Source organism: Jiella sp. M17.18, from assembly GCF_041027365.1.
Taxonomy (GTDB): Bacteria; Pseudomonadota; Alphaproteobacteria; order Rhizobiales; family Rhizobiaceae; genus VKMB-3413.
Genome location: NZ_JBFTEH010000008.1, coordinates 65,431 through 84,935 on the forward strand (window position 1 = coordinate 65,431; position 19,505 = coordinate 84,935).

Annotated in this window: 20 protein-coding genes; 9 read left to right on the forward strand and 11 right to left on the reverse strand. The window is 68.7% G+C overall.

What is annotated here, in order from left to right; translation table 11 throughout:
- Positions 1–374: 374 nt before the first annotated feature.
- Positions 375–983: a PilZ domain-containing protein gene (locus AB5S17_RS15575; RefSeq protein WP_369241321.1), complete on the reverse strand. Its 609-nt coding sequence runs from the start codon at positions 981–983 to the stop codon at positions 375–377.
- Between the two features lie 387 nt (positions 984–1,370).
- On the opposite strand from AB5S17_RS15575, the gene AB5S17_RS15580 reads away from it, so the two are divergent.
- Complete coding sequence (locus AB5S17_RS15580) at positions 1,371–2,132, forward strand: rhomboid family intramembrane serine protease (RefSeq protein WP_369240967.1); 762 nt, start codon at positions 1,371–1,373, stop codon at positions 2,130–2,132.
- A gap of 230 nt (positions 2,133–2,362) precedes the next feature.
- Positions 2,363–2,794, forward strand: coding sequence for a CBS domain-containing protein (locus AB5S17_RS15585; protein WP_369240969.1), 432 nt, complete (start codon positions 2,363–2,365; stop codon positions 2,792–2,794).
- A gap of 121 nt (positions 2,795–2,915) precedes the next feature.
- Here the strand turns inward: AB5S17_RS15585 and AB5S17_RS15590 are convergent, their stop codons facing one another.
- From AB5S17_RS15590 to folE, 3 genes are all read right to left on the reverse strand, one after another.
- Positions 2,916–3,914 (reverse strand): patatin-like phospholipase family protein, encoded by a 999-nt coding sequence (locus AB5S17_RS15590; protein WP_369240971.1) that lies wholly within the window; start codon positions 3,912–3,914, stop codon positions 2,916–2,918.
- A gap of 65 nt (positions 3,915–3,979) precedes the next feature.
- The gene (hisI, locus tag AB5S17_RS15595) at positions 3,980–4,405 is read right to left on the reverse strand and encodes a phosphoribosyl-AMP cyclohydrolase (protein WP_369240973.1); all 426 of its coding nucleotides are present in this window, start codon (positions 4,403–4,405) and stop codon (positions 3,980–3,982) included.
- Positions 4,402–5,025, reverse strand: coding sequence for a GTP cyclohydrolase I FolE (folE, locus tag AB5S17_RS15600; protein ID WP_369241323.1), 624 nt, complete (start codon positions 5,023–5,025; stop codon positions 4,402–4,404). Before folE ends, hisI begins: the two co-directional genes overlap by 4 nt.
- 274 nt (positions 5,026–5,299) lie before the next feature.
- Between folE and AB5S17_RS15605 the strand changes: the two genes are divergently transcribed.
- Positions 5,300–5,746, forward strand: coding sequence for an iron-sulfur cluster assembly scaffold protein (locus AB5S17_RS15605; protein ID WP_369241325.1), 447 nt, complete (start codon positions 5,300–5,302; stop codon positions 5,744–5,746).
- 107 nt (positions 5,747–5,853) lie between these two features.
- On the opposite strand, the gene glp is transcribed toward AB5S17_RS15605, so the two are convergent.
- The 5 genes from glp to AB5S17_RS15630 are packed head-to-tail and all read right to left on the reverse strand — an operon-like array spanning position 5,854 to position 11,279.
- Positions 5,854–7,065 (reverse strand): gephyrin-like molybdotransferase Glp, encoded by a 1,212-nt coding sequence (gene glp / locus AB5S17_RS15610; protein ID WP_369240975.1) that lies wholly within the window; start codon positions 7,063–7,065, stop codon positions 5,854–5,856.
- On the reverse strand, positions 7,062–7,553 hold the full coding sequence (gene moaC / locus AB5S17_RS15615; protein ID WP_369240977.1) for a cyclic pyranopterin monophosphate synthase MoaC: 492 nt from the start codon (positions 7,551–7,553) through the stop codon (positions 7,062–7,064). Before moaC ends, glp begins: the two co-directional genes overlap by 4 nt.
- On the reverse strand, positions 7,550–8,365 hold the full coding sequence (trpC, locus tag AB5S17_RS15620; RefSeq protein ID WP_369240979.1) for an indole-3-glycerol phosphate synthase TrpC: 816 nt from the start codon (positions 8,363–8,365) through the stop codon (positions 7,550–7,552). The genes moaC and trpC overlap by 4 nt, the downstream gene beginning before the upstream one ends.
- Entirely contained in the window at positions 8,362–9,396 is a 1,035-nt protein-coding gene (gene trpD / locus AB5S17_RS15625; protein ID WP_369240981.1) for an anthranilate phosphoribosyltransferase, read from the reverse strand. Before trpD ends, trpC begins: the two co-directional genes overlap by 4 nt.
- Positions 9,393–11,279, reverse strand: a complete 1,887-nt coding sequence (locus tag AB5S17_RS15630) for a SurA N-terminal domain-containing protein (protein ID WP_369240983.1) — start codon at positions 11,277–11,279, stop codon at positions 9,393–9,395. Before AB5S17_RS15630 ends, trpD begins: the two co-directional genes overlap by 4 nt.
- 220 nt (positions 11,280–11,499) lie before the next feature.
- On the opposite strand from AB5S17_RS15630, the gene tpiA reads away from it, so the two are divergent.
- The 5 genes from tpiA (at position 11,500) to kdsA (ending at position 16,808) form a co-directional block, all read left to right on the forward strand.
- The gene (tpiA, locus tag AB5S17_RS15635; RefSeq protein ID WP_369240985.1) at positions 11,500–12,276 is read left to right on the forward strand and encodes a triose-phosphate isomerase; all 777 of its coding nucleotides are present in this window, start codon (positions 11,500–11,502) and stop codon (positions 12,274–12,276) included.
- A 101-nt stretch (positions 12,277–12,377) separates the two neighbouring features.
- Positions 12,378–13,295, forward strand: coding sequence for a preprotein translocase subunit SecG (secG, locus tag AB5S17_RS15640; RefSeq protein ID WP_369240987.1), 918 nt, complete (start codon positions 12,378–12,380; stop codon positions 13,293–13,295).
- Between the two features lie 131 nt (positions 13,296–13,426).
- The gene (locus AB5S17_RS15645; protein WP_369240989.1) at positions 13,427–15,055 is read left to right on the forward strand and encodes a CTP synthase; all 1,629 of its coding nucleotides are present in this window, start codon (positions 13,427–13,429) and stop codon (positions 15,053–15,055) included.
- The gene (locus tag AB5S17_RS15650) at positions 15,052–15,975 is read left to right on the forward strand and encodes a VOC family protein (protein WP_369240991.1); all 924 of its coding nucleotides are present in this window, start codon (positions 15,052–15,054) and stop codon (positions 15,973–15,975) included. Before AB5S17_RS15645 ends, AB5S17_RS15650 begins: the two co-directional genes overlap by 4 nt.
- Positions 15,972–16,808 carry a 3-deoxy-8-phosphooctulonate synthase gene (kdsA, locus tag AB5S17_RS15655; RefSeq protein ID WP_369240993.1) on the forward strand — a complete coding sequence of 279 codons (837 nt, stop codon included), beginning with the start codon at positions 15,972–15,974 and terminating at the stop codon, positions 16,806–16,808. Before AB5S17_RS15650 ends, kdsA begins: the two co-directional genes overlap by 4 nt.
- A gap of 10 nt (positions 16,809–16,818) precedes the next feature.
- On the opposite strand, the gene AB5S17_RS15660 is transcribed toward kdsA, so the two are convergent.
- Positions 16,819–17,043 (reverse strand): hypothetical protein, encoded by a 225-nt coding sequence (locus AB5S17_RS15660; protein WP_369240995.1) that lies wholly within the window; start codon positions 17,041–17,043, stop codon positions 16,819–16,821.
- A 196-nt stretch (positions 17,044–17,239) separates the two neighbouring features.
- On the opposite strand from AB5S17_RS15660, the gene eno reads away from it, so the two are divergent.
- Entirely contained in the window at positions 17,240–18,514 is a 1,275-nt protein-coding gene (gene eno / locus AB5S17_RS15665) for a phosphopyruvate hydratase (protein ID WP_369240997.1), read from the forward strand.
- Positions 18,515–18,593: 79 nt separating this feature from the next.
- On the opposite strand, the gene AB5S17_RS15670 is transcribed toward eno, so the two are convergent.
- Positions 18,594–19,502, reverse strand: coding sequence for a formate/nitrite transporter family protein (locus AB5S17_RS15670; protein ID WP_369240999.1), 909 nt, complete (start codon positions 19,500–19,502; stop codon positions 18,594–18,596).
- Positions 19,503–19,505 lie beyond the last annotated feature (3 nt).

A 19,505-nucleotide genomic window follows, 5' to 3' on the forward strand; every position in this document is an offset into this window, starting at 1 on the left:
GAGTCAACCACGGCTGAATGTCAGGCAATGTGATGAATCACTGTGCAGGTGCAGCATTTGACAAGGCCCGGTTTTGGTCCCTGCGAGCTTTAGTTGAGACGGCCGACGTCCCCCCGTGGCGCCGTCTGGAGCCGAGCTCCCGCAATCGCCGCGCGGCCGCGCCGGATCCCTGGGCTGAGGGCGGCATCGCGGCTTGTCGGCGAGGATCCGAGGATGATCCGGCCGCCGGGTCGGGACCGGATCCAGGGATGCCCCCGGCATGGGATTAAAGGCAGCAGGCCACCGGCGCCGGGGAAGAGCCGCGGGAGGGGGCAAGGGCAGTGGCTTCGAGGTGGCTGTCTGCGGCCCGATAGCCCGAACGACGCTCGGGACTGCTAGCGGAAGAACCGCTGGATCGATTCGTCCGCCTGCACCGCTGCGAACTCCAGCGCGAAGCCTTCCTCCAGATGCCGCACCACGCGGCCCTGCATGGTGCCGAGCGTCACCCTGGCGCCGATTGCCGGGCGAACGGTGGACTGGACCGCGGCGCCGGACAGCGACAGGTCGATGATCTGCACCTGATAGCGGCGCCCGTCTTCGAGAATGATGTCCGAGAACGGGTCGGCGGGCATGTGGCGCTCGTGCCGGCGGTCTTCCGGCAGGTCCAGTTCGCCGCGATTGGCGAGCCAGGTCAGCCGCGCGGCGAGCTTCTCGCGCCTGCGTTCGGTGCCGATGAGTTCGGCCGCGAAGCCACCCTTGAAGATGCGCGTCACGGGCCCTTCGACGCGGCCGACGTGGTCGATGTAGAAGATGATTCGCTCGCCCGGGTTCGGCACGACCGGCGTCGCGATTGCGATGCCGCCCGGCGACATGTTCTCGACGCGGCAGGGATATTCCGTCCTGTCCTCGCGCATGAATCGGCCCAGCAGATCGACAGTCACACGGTTGAACCGCCGTCTTTCGACAAAATCCGTCCGCGGAGTGTGGGCCGTCATCAATTGCATCGTCGGTGAACCATCTTCTGGCGGTGCGAACGCTGGGGAAGCCCCGGCAACGAAACTTATCTCGCAAGGGTTAACCATCGGTGGAGGTCCGGTTCGGACCAAAGCGGCCCGCGGGACGAAGGCAGCGTTAACTCTGGTCGCCGATCGGCTTTGAAGCCCGTGCCGTTTCGCGGTAACGCGATGTCAGGACATTCCTGTCCCGTTCGACAGCACGATCGAGGATATCGCTCCGGATCCGTCCGTGAGCCGATCCGAATAACCTGGCCGCCTTACCCGATCGGGGAAGGCGGCCTTTTTCGTTGCAGCCGGTTCCGCTAGGCGGGAGGAAACCCATCTTCAGCCGGGGCGGTGACCGCCGCCGCCGGCAAACGACCAGGAGAGATCTGCGTGGAGGACGGCATCGATCAGCAGTGGCCGGAGGAGGCTGAACGGCCACGGCGACCGGTGCGGCATCCTCCCGCGTTCAACGTGCCCGGCGTCATCCTGGCGCTGGTGGTCGCGTTTGCGGCGGTGCATGCCCTCCGCACCCTCCTGCTCGGAGACGTCGCGAACACGCGCGTGCTGGTCGACTTCGCCTTCATCCCCGGCTGCTACGGGTCGCTCGACGCGGTCTGCCGGTTTCGCGCGGCGGGCGCGGGGATCTGGACGCCGCTCACCTATGCCTTCCTGCATGGAAGCTGGACGCATTTCGGCGTCAATGCAATCTGGCTGCTCGCCTTCGGAACGCCGGTCGCCAGGCGCTTCGGTCCGCCGCGGTTCCTCTTGTTCTCGGCGCTCGGAGCCGTTGCCGGCGCCGCGGTCTTCTACTTCATGAATCCGGCGCTCGTCGCACCCATGATCGGCGCTTCAGGCATCGTCTCGGCGCTGATGGGCGGTGCCTGCCGGTTCGCCTTCAGCGGCCCCGCCGGCGGCCTGATGCCGATGAACCCGCGCCAGCCCCGTGCCTCGGTCCGCGAGGCGCTGACCAACCGGACGGTGCTGATCTTCATCATCGTGTTCTTCGCGAGCAATCTCGCGCTGATCGGAAGCCTCGGCGGCCTGGTCGCCGGCGGCAGCGACGTCGCATGGCAGGCGCATCTCGGCGGCTTCGCCTTCGGCTTCTTCGGCTTTCCGCTGTTCGACCCGGTGACACTGCGCCAGGAGCGATAGCGGAGCCCGGACCGTGCCCTGCCGGGAGGCTACGACCCGTGGGGACGGAGCAGGTCACGGGCGTGCGGCGGCCGTGCATTCGTGAGCGGAGCTTGATCGCGTCGGCCGCGCGGGTCACGTGGTCGGCGACGCTAAAGGCCGCTGCGGGCTTCAGGTTTCGCCCGGCGGCCTCTTGTGCTCGTCATCGTCCTGACACACCATCCCCTTCGGCATGAATGGGAGGTGCGATCATGTCAGTCGGGAAAATCTTGGGAAGCAAGGGACGCGATGTCGTGACGCTGCGGCCGGGCGTGACCGTGGAGGAAGCGGCCAAGGTGATGGCGCAGCACAAGATCGGCGCCATCGTCCTTCTCGCCGACGACGACCGCGTCGCCGGCATCGTATCGGAGCGCGATATCGTTCGCGGGCTTGCCAAAGCCGGGGCGCAGAGCCTCACTCAGCCCGTCAAGGATGTCATGACCATGCAGGTGACGACCTGCACGGTCAGGACGACCGTCCACGAGGCCATGGAAATCATGACCAACGGACGGTTCCGGCATCTTCCCGTCTGCGAAGACGGCAAGCTGATCGGCATCGTTTCGATCGGCGACGTGGTGAAGCAGCGCATCGAGGATGCCGAGCGGGAGGCGCGCGAGATCCGCGAGTACATCACCGCGGGATAGGCGCTTCCCGAAAACGCGTGGCCGACGGCGACAGGGTCACCGGACAGAGGCTCGTGCCGCGAGCCCGGCGCCATCCCGGCCCCGGCGCTATCCCGGCGCGGGGCAGCGCCAATCGAAGTGTTCAGCCGGTGACGAGGCTGCGATGGCTGTCGGCCATGCGCCGGATCTCGGAAATCCGGCTCATCGTTGTGTCGTAGCCGATCGCGATGGCTTCTTCGGCGCGGAAGAACTCCCACAGGCCGATGTCGCGCACGCGCGGCTGCAGCGACAGGTCGGGCGGGTCGCCGGCGAGACGCGAGCGCGAGATGCGGTCCTGGATGATGTTGAACGCATCGACCATGGAGCGGGTCAGGCCGAGCTTCTCGCGCCGCTTCGCCGCCGCGTCCGCGCGCGGCATGATCGCCGGGGCGCCGAGGCCGATCCGATCGGCATTGGTTGCCGAATCTTCTTCCGCCGTCATGCGAAGGACGGCCGCGCGGCCGAACAGGTCGTAGTGGAGGTTCACCGCCATGACCATCTGCTGCTCGAACACGCGGCAGACATTCACCGGCACCGGATTGACCAACGCGCCGTCCATCAGCCGGCGCCCGCCGCAGGAGACCGGCTCGAACACGCCGGGGAGGGCGTAGGACGCCCGCATGGCCAGCACCAGCGAACCGGAATCGAGCCACACTTCGTGACCGGTCTGGGCATCCGACGCGACGCAGATCAACGGCCGGTCGAGGTCCTCGATCCTGACGCCTTCGAGCCGTTCGGACAGCCGCTTGGAGAGCCGGAGGCCACCGATCAGCCCGCCGCCGCCGAAACGGAAGTCCAGGAAGCGGATGAGACCGCGGCGGGTCAGCGAGAGGGCGAAGGCTTCGAGTTCGTCCAGCTTGCCGGCGAGATAGCAGCCGCCGACGAGGGCGCCGACCGAAGTTCCGGCGATCATCGAGATTTCGATGCCGCTTTCGTCCAAGGCCTTGAGAACGCCGATATGGGCCCAGCCGCGCGCGGCGCCGCCGCCGAGCGCCAAAGCGATGCCGGGTCGCGCCGGAGGCTTGACGCCGGGCTCTTCCGGAGCGGATTCGGGCCGGCTGATGGACGGCTCTTCGCGCCATCCGAATACACGGTCGAGCATCTTGCGTCGTCCCGGCTGCGTCTCGTTCGGACTCACCAGATTGCGCTCGGATCCTCTCGGCATCGTTAAGACCGCGGCTGCGCGGCGGACACGAATTCGAGAGCGCGGCCATCCGCGGCGAGGGCACGAAAGAAGCAGGTCGAACGGCCGGTGTGGCAGGTCTGGGTGGGGTCGGCGACGTCGACGCGCAGCCAGACGGCGTCCTGGTCGCAATCGACCCGGATCTCGCGCACCGTCTGCAGCCCGCCCGAGGTCTCGCCCTTCTTCCACAGCGTACCGCGAGAGCGCGACCAGTAATGGGCGATGCCGGTGTCGATCGTGCGCCGCAGCGCTTCGTCGTTCATGTGCGCGACCATGAGCACGTCGCCGGAGGCAAAATCCGTCACCACCGCGGTCACCAGACCGGCGGCGTCGAAGCGCGGCCGAAGCTCGCGGCCTTCCTCCTGGACCTTCTTGTCGGACGACGATGCCGGGAACGGCTGGTCCGTCACGCCTTGTACCCCGACAGCGACAGGAAGCGGTCCTTCAGCCCGGCGTCTTCGGCAAAGACGCCCTGGAAGGAGGTGGTGATCGTGGTCGAGCCCTTGGTGCGGATGCCGCGCATCGACATGCACATGTGCTCGGCCTCGAGCAGGACGGCGACGCCGCGCGGCTTCAGCAGGCTGGCGAGGGCGGCGGCGATCTGCGCGGTCATCGATTCCTGCGTCTGCAGGCGGCGGCCGTAGATGTCCACCAGCCGGGCGATCTTCGACAGGCCGAGCACCCGGTTGTCCGGCATGTAGGCGATGTGCGCCTTGCCGATGATCGGCACCATGTGGTGCTCGCAGTGCGAATGGAAGTCGATGTCCTTCACGAGGACCATGTCGTCGTAGCCGGAGACGTCGGCGAACGTCCGGCCGAGGACGTCGCCCGGCTGCAGCTTGTAGCCGCCGAAGAGCTCTTCATAGGCCTTGACGACCCGGGCCGGCGTCTCACGCAGACCCTCGCGGCCCGGATCTTCGCCGATCCAGCGCAGCAGCGTCTCGACGGCCGCCTCGGCCTCGGCGCGGCTCGGCCGCGAAGCCTGCCGGTCTTCGGCGAAATCGGGGAATTTCTTCACGACGGCGTCCATGTCTCTGCTTTCCGGTCGGATCGGGATGCGGGCCGCAATCCACTGCGAATGGTGGTCGGGTGCCGGAAGCGGCAGCTTGCTCGTGCCGGCCATCGGAAGCTTTGTCACGCTCTGCTCGTTCCGTCGTCTGGTCGATCGGCTCAAGCCCGCCGTTTCGCGGACGGACCGGTACCAGAGCCACGACTATCAAAGCGGCACCCGCCTTCCTATATAGTTGGCGAAGGCGCGCGGTAACAGACCGCCGACGATAAACGAAAACCCGTGGGTGCTTTCCGTGATCGACGACGTCTACAATACGAAAATCCTGGAGTTCGCGGGCAACATACCGAAGATCGGCCGGCTCGACCAGCCCGACGCCTCGGCGACCGCGCACTCCAAGCTCTGCGGGTCGACGGTGACGATCGATCTCAAGCTCGCGGACGGCGTGGTCTCCGACTTCGCGCATGAGGTGAAGGCCTGCGCGCTCGGCCAGGCCTCGTCCTCTGTGATGGCGCGCAACATCCTCGGTGCCAGCCCCGGCGAGCTGCGGGCGGTGCGCGAGCGGATGCGGGCGATGCTGAAGGAGAACGGCGCGCCGCCGGAGGGCCGCTTCGCCGACCTCAAATATCTGGAGCCGGTCCGCGACTACAAGGCGCGCCACGCCTCGACCATGCTGACTTTCGACGCCGTGGTCGACGCGCTCGACCAGATCGAGCGGCGCGAGAAGAGCGCGGCCGCCTGACCGGGGTGGCGATCATCGGCAAGTTGATCCGGACTGCACCGAGCGGCTGACGCCGTCGCGGTGCCCGTAGGAGCGCCGGTTTCCGCCGAGCGTTCGGCGAAAGGCGATCAGTCCAGCGGGACGAACCGGCACGGCTCGCCACTCGCGGCCGGCGGGGCATTAGGCTGGCGAAAAAGCAGCACGTCCGCCGCGGCATAAATGGACAACAGCGAGGAATCCTGCCGCGGCAGCGGCTCGACCATGACGCGGCCATCCTCGTCCACCCGGCTGCGCGAGCGCACGAAGTCGGCGCGCACGCCGTTCTGCGGCATCGGCGCGGCCAGGATGCCCTCGCGCAGCAGCGGCCGCTCGGGGAGCCCCGCGAGCTTGCGCACGAGCGGGCCGAGAAACAGCGTCGCCGCGACCATGGACGAAGCGGGATTGCCCGGCAGGCCGACGATCCGCATCCCGCCGAGACGGCCGGCCATCAGCGGCTTGCCCGGCCGCATCGCTACCTTCCAGAAGTCGAGTTCGACGCCGCGCGACGCGAAGACCTTGCCGACGAGGTCGTGGTCGCCGACGGACGCGCCGCCGATCGTCACGAAGATGTCGGCGCCCGCGGCGAGCGCCTGATCGAGGCGCGCCGCGATCTCGTCCTCGCGGTCCGGGGCGAGGCCGCAGTCGAGCACGTCGCCGCCTGACGCTTCGACGAGAGCCGCAACGCCATAGGTGTTGGAGGCGACGATCTGCGACGGGCCGACGGGCTCGCCCGGCAGGACGAGTTCGTCGCCGGTGGCGAGGACGGCGACCTTCGGCCGCGCGAGGACCGGCAGGACGGGATGCCCGCCACTTGCGGCCAGCGCCACGGCGCCGGCGGAAAGATGCGTTCCCGCGGCGAGCAGCAGCGCCCCTTCCTTGAAATCGACGCCAGCCTGGCGGATGTGCTGGCCGATCGTCACGGCCTCGGTCGGGCGGACGGTGCCGTCGGACAGAGCCTCGGTGTCCTCCTGGATCAGGACGGCATCCGCGCCGTCGGGAACCGGGGCGCCGGTGAAGATGCGGACGGTTTCGCCCGTCGCGACCGTTCCGGAAAAGGCACGGCCGGCGGCCGATTCGCCGATCAGCCGCAACGGCGCGAACGGCTCCTGCACATCCGCCGCGCGCACGGCATAGCCGTCCATCGCCGAGGCGTCGAAGCCCGGCTGCGTGCGCCGCGCCCGGACGTCCGCCGCTAGCACGCGCCCGGCCGCCTGGCGCAGCGGCACGTCCTCGTGCCGGCCCAGCGCCCGGGCGGATCCGATCAGGCGGCGGTAGGCCTCTTCGACCGGGAGGAGGCTCATTTCGCCGCCGCCGCGAAGTCGCCGGACCGGCCTCCCGACTTGGCGAGCAGCCGGATGCCCGTCACTTCCATCTCGCGGTCGACGGCCTTGGCCATGTCGTAGATCGTCAGGCAGGCGACGGAGACGGCGGTCAGCGCCTCCATCTCGACGCCGGTACGGCCGGTCAGCCGCGCCGTCGCGGTGACGCGGAGGCCGGGAAGGGCGGGCTCCAGTTCGATCTCGACGCCGATCTTCGACAGCATCAGCGGGTGGCAGAGCGGGATCAGCTCGTGCGTCTTCTTGGCCGCCATGATGCCGGCGATGCGTGCGATGCCGATCACATCGCCCTTCTTCATGTTCCCGGCGCGGATCAGCTCCAGCGTTTCCGGCTGCATGACGACCAGGCCTTCGGCGGTCGCGGTGCGGACGGTCTCGGCCTTGTCGCCGACATCGACCATCGCCGCCGAACCGGCTTCGTCGAGATGGGTGAGGCGGGTCTCGCCGCTCATGAGGCCGCTCGGATCGTCTCGGGCTCGCCGAGGAGCGCGCGCGTCGCGGCGGTGACGTCCGCCTGGCGCATCAGGCTCTCGCCGACGAGGAAGGTCTTGATGCCGTGGCCGGCGAGTCGGCGGCAGTCGGCATGGGTGAAGATGCCGCTCTCGCCGACGATGATGCGGTCGTCCGGCACCAGCGGCGCCAGCCGCTCCGCCGTCGCGAGGCTGGTCTCGAAGGTGCGCAGATTGCGGTTGTTGATGCCGATCAGCGGCGAGGCGAGCCGCAGCGCCCGTTCGGTCTCGGCCTCGTCGTGCACCTCGATCAGCACGTCCATGCGGTAGGCCGTCGCCGCGGCTTCGAGGTCGGCCGCAAGCGCGTCGTCGACCGCCGCCATGATGATCAGGATGGCGTCGGCGCCCCAGGCGCGGGCCTGCGCCACCTGATAGGTGTCGAACAGGAAATCCTTGCGCAGCGCCGGGCGCCGCGTGGCAGAGCGCGCCGCCGTCAGGAAGGCCGGCTCGCCCTGGAAGGAAGGCGCGTCGGTGAGGACGCTGAGACAGGTCGCGCCACCGGCCTCGTAGGCCTTCGCCAGAAGCGGCGGATCGAAATCCTCGCGGATGAGGCCCTTGGAAGGGCTCGCCTTCTTGATCTCGGCGATCAGCGCGAGCTGGTCCGCCGCGACGCGGGTCCGGATCGCCTGCGCGAAGCCGCGGGCCGCTCCGGCTTCGGCCGCCGCTGCATCGAGGTCGGCGAGCGAAATCGTCGCCTTCGCCGCCGCGATCTCCTCCAGCTTGTAGGACTTGATGCGTTCGAGGATGTCGCTCATGGCGTCTTGTCTCCACCGATCCGCTGCGTGACCGCCGCCAGCCGCTCCAGGGCGGCGCGGGCGCGGCCCGTCGCGATCGCCTCCGCGGCCCGGGCGACGCCCGTCTCGAGGTCGGGCACTTCGCCGGCCATGACGAGCGCGCCGGCACTGTTGAGGAGCACGATGTCGCGGTAGGCGCCCTCGGCGCCGTCCAGGACGGCACGGAGCGCCACGGCATTGGCCGCCGCGTCGCCGCCCTTCACGTCCGCGAGCGTCCAGCGCCGCAAGCCGGCATCCTCCGGTTCGATGGTGAAGCGGCGCAGCGTCCCGTTCTCGACCGCAGTGACCTGCGTCGTCCCGGTCACCGTCATCTCGTCGAGGCCGTCGCCGTGCACGACCCAGGCCGATTTCGTGCCGAGCGTCAGAAGCGTCTCGGCGATGTGGTCGAGCCAGTCCGGCGAGAACACGCCGACGAGCAGCTTCTCGACGCCCGCCGGGTTGGACAGGGGGCCGAGGAGGTTGAACATCGTCCGCGTGCCCAGCTCGACCCGGCTCGGGCCGACGAAGCGCATCGCCGCATGATGGGTCGGCGCAAACATGAAGCCGAAGCCGGCCTCGGCGATGGCTTCGGTGATCTGGTCCGGGGACAGGTCGACATCGATGCCGAGCTCCGACAGGACGTCGGCCGCGCCGGATTTCGAGGAGAGGGCGCGGTTGCCGTGCTTGGCGACGGTCAGGCCGCAGCCGGCGAGGACGATGGCCGAGCAGGTCGAGACGTTGACGGTGCCGGCGTGATCGCCCCCGGTGCCGACGATGTCGATCGCATCCGCGGGCGCTTTGACCCGCCGCATGTTCCGGCGCATCACGCTGACGGCGCCGGCGATCTCCTCGACGGTCTCGCCCCGCACGCGCAGCGCCATCAGGAGCGCGCCGATCTGCGAGGGGGTCGCCTCGCCGGACATCATGATGCCGAAGGCCGTCTCCGCCTCCGCTCGCGTCAGGCTCTGACCGTCGGCAACCTTCGCGATCAGCGGCTTCAGCGACCCGCTCATCGCACCAAGGCCTTCGCCTGCTCGATCGCGGCCGGATTGACGCTGACCGGGTACTTGCTCTGCAGCATGCCGACATAGGACTGCAGCAGGTCGTTCTCGAGGATCGAGCTCAACTGCTGGCGCTCCTGCGGCGAGACGCTGGCCTTCGGGTCGGCCGGCGGTGCGATCTCCGCCACCTTCAGGATGATGCGGCTGTCGGGATCGCTGCCGACGGTGGCGGCAACCGTGCCCTTGCCCCCGTCGAAGGCCGCGGCGACGCCCGCCTGGCCGAGTTCGGAGACGCCGGACTGGCGGGTGACGGAAGCGGCGGTCTGCGGCTTCGCGCCGATCTCCTGGGCGACCTGCGCGATGGTCTTGCCCTTCTGCACCTCCGCCTTCAGCGCCTCGCCCTTCTTCTGCAGCGCGCCGCGGGTCTGCTCGTCCTTCCAGTCCGCGAGCACCTTGTCGTGAACCTCCTTCAGCGTACGCTGATGCGCGGGGTTCACGCTGACGACGTTGTAGAAGACGTAGCCGGTCGAACCCTCGTTGACCGGCGTGTTGTCGAAGCCGGGCTCGGTCTGGAACGCCTGATCGAGCAGATCCTGCTCGGCGGGAAGGTCGAGCGGCTTGCCGTCGGGTCCGTTGCCCTGGCTGTCGACGGCCGGAACCGCCTTGACCGGAATGCCGGCCTTCTTGGCCGCCTCCTCGAAGGTCGCGCCGCCGGCACGGGCGTTCTCGAAGGTGTCGTAGGCCTTGTTGATCGCGTCCGCGGCGTTCGACAGCGCCAGCGCCTTGCGGATCTGGTCGGATACCTCGGACAGCGGCTTCACGCCGGCCGGCTTGATCTCGGAGACGTGGAGGATGGCCGGGCCGAAGGCGCCCTGGACGACGTTGGAGGTGCCGCCCTTGGGCAGCGAGAAGGCCGCGTCGGCGAGCTTCGGGTCCGGAATCTGGCTCTTCGTCAGCATGCCGAGCTGCGTGTCCGAAACGCTTTTGCCGGCTTCCTTGGCGACCTGATCGAAGCTCTCGCCGGATGCGAGCTTGGCGTCCGCAGCCTTGGCCGCAGCCATGTCCTTGAAGACGATCTGCTGGATCTGCCGCGCCTCGGGCGTCGTGTAGCGGTCCTTGTGGGCGTTGTAGTCCGCCGCGATCTGATCCTGCGTGATGGCACCGGGATCGCTGATCGCCTGGGGCGTCAGCTCGGCATAGGCGATCGAGCGATATTCCGGGGCCGCGTACTTGTCCTTGTGCGCGTCGAAATAGGCCTGCAGCGTCTTCTGGTCCGGGTCCTTGATCGGCGGGATCTGCGCGGGCGTCAGCGCCACATAGTCGATCGTGCGGCGCTCGCCGTTGTAGAGGCCGAGGGCGGTGTCGAGCACCTGCGGGGCCTTCACGCCGCCCGAGACCGCCTGCAGGATCTGACTGCGCTTGGCCGATTCCGCCTGGCTGGTGATGTATTCTGCCTCGCTGATCCGTGCATTCGCTAGGATGTTCGTGAAGGCGGCGCGCGAGAACTGGCCGTTCGAATCCTGGAAGGCCGGGTCCTGGCCGATCTGCTTGGCGAGGGCGTCCTGCGACAGGCCGAGCCCGATCCGGCGCGCCTGTTCGTCGAGCACCGCTCCCGCCATCAGCTGGCTGAGAACGCTCTGATTGAGCCCGAACATCTGCGCCTCCTGGGCGGTCGGGCGACGGCCGAGCTGGCGGGCCACCTGCGACTCCGCCCGGGTGTAGGCCAGCGCATAGTCCTGCGGTGTCACCCTGGTGTCGCCGACGGTCATGACGGCGCTCGCGGCTCCGCCCTGGAAGACACCGCCGATGCCCCAGACGACGAAACTGATCACCAGAAGGGACAGAAGGATCTTCGCCGTCCAGCCGGACACGCTCCGGCGCAGCAAATCGAGCATGGTGATCTCCCACTGTCGCGGCCGGTCCTGATGCGGCGCCGCGATCGTCTTCTCGTCTGCGCTCTATTAGGAAAATGCGGCGTGCGGGCGCAAGCATGGCGACAATTGATTTCCGCCAAACCGACTGGCAATGCTCGTCATGCCCTCGGATGCGAACGGGGCCGGGCGACAGGAGGCGATCGGGAGGCGATCGAGCCCGCACTGGAGGAGACGGAATCTCATGGCGCCACGGCCCCTGATTGCCGGGAACTGGAAGATGAACGGCTCGCTGAAGTCGCTCGTCGAACTGAAACCGATCGCCGAAGCCGCCGAGCGGCTGCGGCCGCGTTGCGACGTGCTGATCTGCCCGCCGGCGACGATCCTGTCGGCGAGCCACGGCATCCTCGGCTCGGCGGCGGCCGTCGGCGGCCAGGATTGTCACGCCGAGGCGTCCGGCGCCCATACCGGCGACGTCGCCGCGGAAATGCTGGCCGATCTCGGCGCGCGCTTCGTGATCGTCGGCCATTCGGAGCGCCGTACCGACCACGACGAGAGCGATGCCGTGGTGCGTGCCAAGGCCGAAGCCGCCTCGCGCGCTGGCCTGACCGCGATTGTCTGCGTCGGCGAGAGCGAGGAGGAGCGCAAGGCCGGCCGGGCGCTCGACGTGCTCCGCGCGCAACTGGCGGGCTCCGTGCCTGAGGGCGCCACGCCGGACAATCTCGTCGTCGCCTACGAGCCGCTGTGGGCGATCGGCAGCGGACGCACCGCGACATCGGCCGATGTGGCGGAAGCCCACGCCCTGATCCGCAGCGAGCTCTCGGACCGCTTCGGACCGGCCGGTGTGGCGGGAATCCGCATCCTCTACGGGGGCTCGGTCAATCCCGACAATGCCGCCGGCCTTTTGGCGATCGACAATGTGGACGGCGCGCTGGTCGGCGGCTGCAGCTTGAAGGCGGAGACCTTCATCGCGATATGCGAGGCGGTTCCGGACCTGCGCGAGCCGGCTTCCGCGGCGTGATTCCATCTCTCCCGGTCGCCGCCTGGCGGAATCCGGTTGGAATACCGGCGAAGCTTCTATAGAAGGCGCCGCATCTCCCAAAGACGCGTAACGAAAGTCCGATGGAAACCATTATCATCATCATCCACTTGATGATCGTCATTGCGCTCGTCGTCGTGGTGCTGCTGCAGCGCTCCGAAGGCGGCGCTCTCGGCATCGGTGGCGGCGGCGGCGGCCTGATGACCGCCCGCGGCGCGGCGAACGCGCTGACCAGAACCACCGGCATCCTTGCGGCGGCGTTCTTCGTAACCTCGCTGACGCTGGGCATCATGGCGCGTTACGCTTCGCAGCCGACGGACATCCTGGATCGACTCCAGCCGAGCCAGTCCGGCAAGGCCGGCACCAGCCTGCTCGACCAGCTCGGCGGCCTGCCCGACAAGAGCCAAACGCCGGCGGCGGGCGGCACGGCGCCGGCGCAGCCGGCCACGGCACCCGCGGCAGCGCCTGCTCCGGCGGACGACCTCGGCGTGCCGAACGGTGCCTCGACGACCGCGCCGGCTTCTCCCGCCGCGAGCTCGACCACGCCTGCCGGCTCCGGAGGCAGCACCACGGCTCCGGCCGCCGGAGCCAGCCAGCCGGCGACGGGTGCCGCGACGGCTCCGGCTGCGCCCGCTGCTTCGACGACGGCGGCTCCGGCCGCTAGCCCGAGCGCCCCGGCCGCCGCTGCGCCGAGTAGCGCGACCCCGGCTGAGACGGCGCCTGCGACGACGGCTCCGGCCACCGGCGGGTCTTCGGCTGCTCCGGCTTCGGCGCCGTCCTCCGCGGCCACCCCGGACGCAGCACCGTCGGCTCCGGCCGGCGCTGCGTCGCCGTCCGCCGGCAGCACGGCCCCGGCCGCGAATTCCGCACCGGCGTCTTCGGGCGAGACGACGCCTGCGGCAAACGCCGGCACGGCGGCTTCGACCGGCACGACGACCGACACCGCGGCTCCGGCAGCCAGCCAGACGAACGGGACGCCGGCGACCGCGCCAGCCCAGTAACCCGGCCGCCGATCCGGGCGGACAGAGTGTGTTCGGGGCGCCGCAGGGCGCCCCGATCGTTTTATGAGCCAGGTCGCGGATCAGCAAAAGTGACTGGCAGAATCGAAGCCGGAACGTTATCGGGGAGGCCCATGGCGCGATATATTTTCATCACCGGCGGCGTGGTCTCCTCTCTCGGCAAGGGCGTCGCCTCGGCAGCGCTCGGAGCGCTCCTGCAGGCGCGCGGCTACCGCGTGCGGCTGCGCAAGCTCGATCCCTATCTCAACGTCGATCCGGGCACGATGAGCCCGACCCAGCACGGCGAGGTGTTCGTCACCGACGACGGCGCCGAGGCGGATCTCGACCTCGGGCACTACGAGCGCTTCACCGGCCGCTCGGCCAACCGGATGGACAACATCACCACCGGGCGGATCTACCAGGACATCATCGCTAAGGAGCGGCGCGGCGACTATCTCGGCGCAACCATCCAGGTGATTCCGCACGTCACCGACGCGATCAAGGACTTCGTCCTCGACGGCAACGAGGACTTCGACTTCGTCCTCTGCGAGATCGGCGGCACGGTCGGCGACATCGAGGGCCTGCCGTTCTTCGAGGCGATCCGCCAGCTCGGCAACGATCTGCCGCGGGGCGGGGCGGTCTACGTCCACCTGACGCTGATGCCCTACATCCCGACGGCGGGCGAGCTGAAGACCAAGCCGACGCAGCATTCGGTGCGCGAGCTTCGGGCGATCGGCATCCAGCCGGACATCCTCCTCGTGCGCGCCGACCGGCCGATCCCGAAGGAGGAGCGGCGCAAGATGAGCCTCTTCTGCAACGTGCGGGAGACGGCGGTGATCCAGGCGCTGGACGTCGCGACGATCTACGACGTGCCGATCGCCTATCACCACGAGGGGCTCGATACCGAGGTGCTGGCCGCCTTCGGCATCGATCCGGCTCCGAAGCCGCAATTGCAGCGCTGGCACCAGGTGGTCGACGGCATCCGCAATCCGGAGGGCGAGGTCACCATCGCCGTCGTCGGCAAGTATACGGGCCTCAAGGACGCCTATAAGTCGCTGATCGAGGCGCTCCAGCATGGCGGCATCGCCAACAAGGTGCGGGTGCGGCTCGACTGGATCGAGTCGGAGGTGTTCGAGGCCGAGGATCCCGCGCCCTATCTGGAGCGCGTCAACGGCATCCTGGTGCCGGGCGGCTTCGGCGAGCGCGGCGCCGAGGGCAAGATCTTCGCGGCGCGTTTCGCGAGGGAGCGCAAGGTGCCGTATTTCGGCATCTGCTTCGGCATGCAGATGGCGGTGATCGAGGCGGCGCGCTCGCTCGCCGGTATCCAGAAGGCCGGTTCGACCGAGTTCGGTCCGACGCCGGAGCCGGTGGTCGGTCTGATGACCGAATGGCTGCGCGGCAACGAACTCGAAAAGCGCGCGGCGGAAGGCGATCTCGGCGGTACGATGCGGCTCGGCGCCTACAGGGCCCAGCTTCGGGAAGGCTCGAAGATCGCCTCGATCTACGGCGACACCGAAATCGAGGAACGTCACCGGCACCGCTACGAGGTCAACCGCGGCTATCGCCAGGCGCTGGAGGAGGTAGGTCTCCACTTCGCCGGCATGTCTCCGGACGGGCTCCTGCCGGAGACGGTCGAGTTCTCCGACCATCCCTGGTTCATCGGCGTCCAGTACCATCCGGAGCTGAAGTCGCGTCCCTTCGAGCCGCACCCGCTGTTCGCGAGCTTCATCGCGGCGGCGGTCGAGCAGTCGAGGCTGGTGTGAGCGACAGGGCGGGCGCCGTGTCATCCGCACGGGCGCTCGACCATGTCGTCATGCCCTTTGCCTCGCCCGCCCATGCGCGCACGACCTTCGCGGCGCTGGGCTTCACGGTCGCGCCCGACGCGGTGCATCCGTTCGGGACGGGCAATGCCTGCGTCTTCCTCGCCGACGGCATCTATCTTGAGCCGCTGGTCGTCGCCGACCCCGTCGCCTACCGGCGGGCCGAAGCGGACGGCAATCTCTTCGTGATGCGCGACGCGGCCTTTCGTCAGGCGCACGCGCTGCCGGCGATCTCGGCGCTGGCGCTGAAGTCGGCGGATGCGGACGCTGACCGGGCGCTGCTTGCCGCCGGTGGTCTGGCGGAAGAGCCCTTCGTCGAATTCTCCCGCGACTTCACCACCGCGAGCGGCGAGGCGGCAACGCTCAGCTTCCGGCTGGCCTTCGCTTGCACCGACAGCGACCGTGACCTGACTCTGTTTCTCTGCGAGCCGCGGCATGAGGCGGCGCCGGATCGCAGCGCGCTCATGCGGCATGAAAACGGCGTGTCGGGCCTCGCCCGGATCGTCGTCGCGGAGGGCGCCAGATCGGCGGTGGAAGCCGTGCTTCAGAGGCTGAACGCGGCCGCTTCGGCCACCGACAGCCAGGAAGCGTCGGCCGAAGCCGGCAGGGCGCAATCACTCGCGAACGTCGCGCTCCAGTTCGCCGGGCGGGACGACTTGTCCGCGGTATACGGGGGGGCGCCGCAGGACGGAGCGGAGGGGGTGCGCGGCGCCCTCGGTCTCGTCTTCGCGGTTGCCGATCTGACAAAGCGCCGTCAGTGCCTCAATCGGGGCGCAGTGTCGTATCACGAGGTCGCCGGCCGCCTCGTCGTCCCGCTCGGGACCGCCGGCACCTTCATCGCCTTCGAGAGAGCATCGACATGACTGCTGCGGCCGCCACCGTCTCCGCCAAATCCGCCTCGTTTTCCAACGCCGCGCCCTTCGCGCTGATCGCCGGGCCGTGCCAGATGGAGAGCCGCGACCATGCGATGATGATCGCGGAGAGGATGAAGCGGATCACCGGCGATCTCGGTATCCCCTATGTCTTCAAGGCGAGCTTCGACAAGGCGAACCGCACCAGCCTCAAGGGCAAGCGCGGCATCGGCCTCTCCGGCGCTCTGCCGGTCTTCCAGGAGATCGCCGAGACCTTCGACCTGCCGGTGCTGACCGACATCCACACCGAGGAGCAGGCCCATGAAGTCGGCGCCGTCTGCGATATCCTGCAGATCCCGGCCTTCCTCTGCCGCCAGACGGACCTTCTGATCGCCGCGGCGAAGACCGGCCGCGTGATCAACATCAAGAAGGGCCAGTTCCTGGCGCCCTGGGACATGAAGAACGTCGCCGCCAAGGTGACGGAGAGCGGCAACTCCAACGTGCTCCTCACCGAGCGCGGCGTCTCCTTCGGCTACAACACCCTGGTCTCGGACTTCCGGGCGCTGCCGATCATGGCGGAGACCGGCCTGCCGGTGGTCTTCGACGCCACCCATTCGGTGCAGCAGCCGGGCGGGCAGGGCGGCTCGTCGGGGGGCGAGCGCCGCTTCGTCGAGACGCTGGCGCGCGCGGCGGTGGCCGTCGGCGTCGCCGGGCTGTTCGTCGAGACCCACGAGGACCCGGACAACGCGCCGTCCGACGGGCCGAACATGGTGCCGCTCGACCGGATGCCGGAGATGCTGAAGCGGCTGCAGGCGCTGGACGCGCTGACGAAGGACCTCGGCTGAGACGACGGCCTCAGGCGAAGCCGGCCTTCTTCAGTTCCCGGCGCGCGGCCTCCGGCGAGCGGTCGCTGGCGGCATAGCCATGGTCGAAGGCCTCGACCTTCGCCTGGTCGTAGTCGTGGCCCTCGCGCCATTGCATCTGGCGGTTCGGGCCCTGGCCGGTGAGCCGGCCGATGATGACCCCATCGACGCGCGCGATCGTGTCCGGACCATCCTCTTCGAATGTCACTTCGGCCATGGTCTGCCTCCCTGCTTGGCTCAACCCGAGGGAAATCGCGTCGACTGTCGCCGGTTCCCCGAGGGCGGGATCTTCCCGGCGACTTCCTGAAGTTCCCGCGCCCGCGTCCGAAGCCCGCTTCGCGCTGTTCAGCCCGGCCCGCATGTTCTAGAACGCGGCCGAACCAGACCTGATCGGCACGACAAGGAGTGGGCCCGTGACTGCCATCATCGACATCATCGGACGCGAGATTCTGGACAGCCGGGGCAACCCGACGGTCGAGGTGGACGTCATCCTGGAGGACGGCTCGATGGGCCGCGCGGCGGTGCCGTCGGGCGCCTCGACCGGCGCGCACGAGGCGGTCGAGCTGCGCGACGGCGGCTCGCGCTACATGGGCAAGGGCGTCGAGAAGGCGGTCGACGCGGTCAACACCGAGATCCTGGAGGCGATCGGCGGCTTCGAGGCCGAGGACCAGATCCGCATCGACAATTCGCTGCGGGCGCTGGACGGCACCAAGAACAAGTCCCGCCTCGGCGCCAACGCCATTCTCGGCGTCTCGCTGGCCGTCGCCAAGGCCGCGGCGGACGCCGCCGGCCTGCCGCTCTACCGCTATGTCGGCGGCGCTTCGGCGCATGTCCTGCCGGTGCCGATGATGAACATCATCAATGGCGGCGCGCATGCCGACAATCCGATCGACTTCCAGGAATTCATGATCATGCCGTTCGGCGCGGCACGCTTCTCCGAGGCGCTGCGCTGGGGGTCGGAGACCTTCCACACGCTGAAGAAGATGCTGAAGGACGCCGGCCACAACACCAATGTCGGCGACGAGGGCGGCTTCGCCCCGAACCTCGGCTCGGCCAAGGAGGCGCTCGACTTCGTCGTGAAGGCGATCGAGAAGGCCGGCTACAAGCCGGGCGAGGAGATCGGGATCGCGCTCGACCCGGCCTCGACCGAGTTCTTCAAGGGCGGCGTCTACGATCTGGAAGGCGAGGGGCGAAAGCTCTCGCCCGCCGACATGGCGGCCTATTACGCCGAACTGGCCAGCGCCTATCCGATCATTTCGATCGAGGACGGCATGGCCGAGGACGACTGGGACGGCTGGAAGAGCCTGACCGACCAGATCGGCGGCAAGGTCCAGCTCGTCGGAGACGACCTGTTCGTCACCAATTCCGAGCGCCTGCGCGAGGGGATCAAGCGCGGCGTCGCCAACTCGATTCTGATCAAGGTCAACCAGATCGGCTCGCTGTCGGAGACGCTCGACGCCGTCAGCGTTGCGAACCGCGCCGGCTATACCGCCGTGATGTCGCACCGCTCCGGCGAGACCGAGGATTCGACCATCGCCGACCTCGCCGTCGCGACGAATTGCGGGCAGATCAAGACCGGCTCGCTCGCCCGCTCGGACCGGCTCGCCAAGTACAACCAGCTGCTCCGCATCGAGGAAGAGCTGGGCGACCAGGCGGTCTTCGCCGGGCGCTCCATCCTGCGCGGCTGACAGACGAGCCTGCGCACGAGGCGGACAGACTGACACGCCGGCGGAGCGATCCGCCGGCGTTCGTCGTTTTCGAAGGCGCTCAATTGCCGCGCTGGTCGAGTTCGGTCGCGACCTGGCCGTAGCTGATCAGGGCGAACAGCGCCGATCCGCCGAGGACGTTGCCGACGAGGGCCGGCAGGTAGAAGCCCCAGAGCGCGTGTCCGAAGCTCATATGGCCGGAGAAAACCAGCGTCAGCGCCTCGACCGAGCCGGCGACCACGTGGGCGAGGTGGAAGAGCGCGATCAGATAGGTCAGGAGAGCGATCACCAGGAAGCTGGAGTTCTCCGCCGACGGCAGCACCCAGACGACTGTCGCGATCAGCCAGCCGGCGGCAATGCCCCGCAGCAGCATGTAGTGCGGCGCCGGACTCAGCGTCCCCTGCGAGATGGCGATCGCGGCGTCCGTCACCCCGGGTAGGTTCAGGACGTCGAAGGCGATACCGGCTCCGAAGGCCGCCGTGCCGATCATGTTGGCGATGAAGACGACGCTCCACAGGCGCGCGATCGCGATGAGCCCCTTGCGCTTGCGTCGCGCCAGGACCGGCAGCGTGGCGGTGAGGGTGATTTCGGTGAAGAGCTGCTGGCGGCCGAGGATCACGATCAGGAAGCCGACGGCATAGCCCCAGCACTCGACCAAGGGCCGCCAGGGGGCATCAGGCAGATAGGCGCGGAGTGCCGCCTGGGTGAAGACGGAAAAGCCGATCGACAGGCCCGCCGCGAGGCCCGACCACCAGAGGCTCGCGGTCGGCCGCGTCAACTCGTCCTCGCCCTCCTGGCGCACGATCTCGTAGACCGCGAGCGGCCGCAGCTTCAGGCGGTGGTTGATCTCGTTGAGCTCGTCTTCGGTGAGCGTCGAGCCTTCCTCTTCCAGCCGGCGCTCGGTGACATCGTTGGAATGCCGGCGGCCGGGCCGGGGGGCCTGTTCCGATGCGGGGTTGTACTGATCCATTTC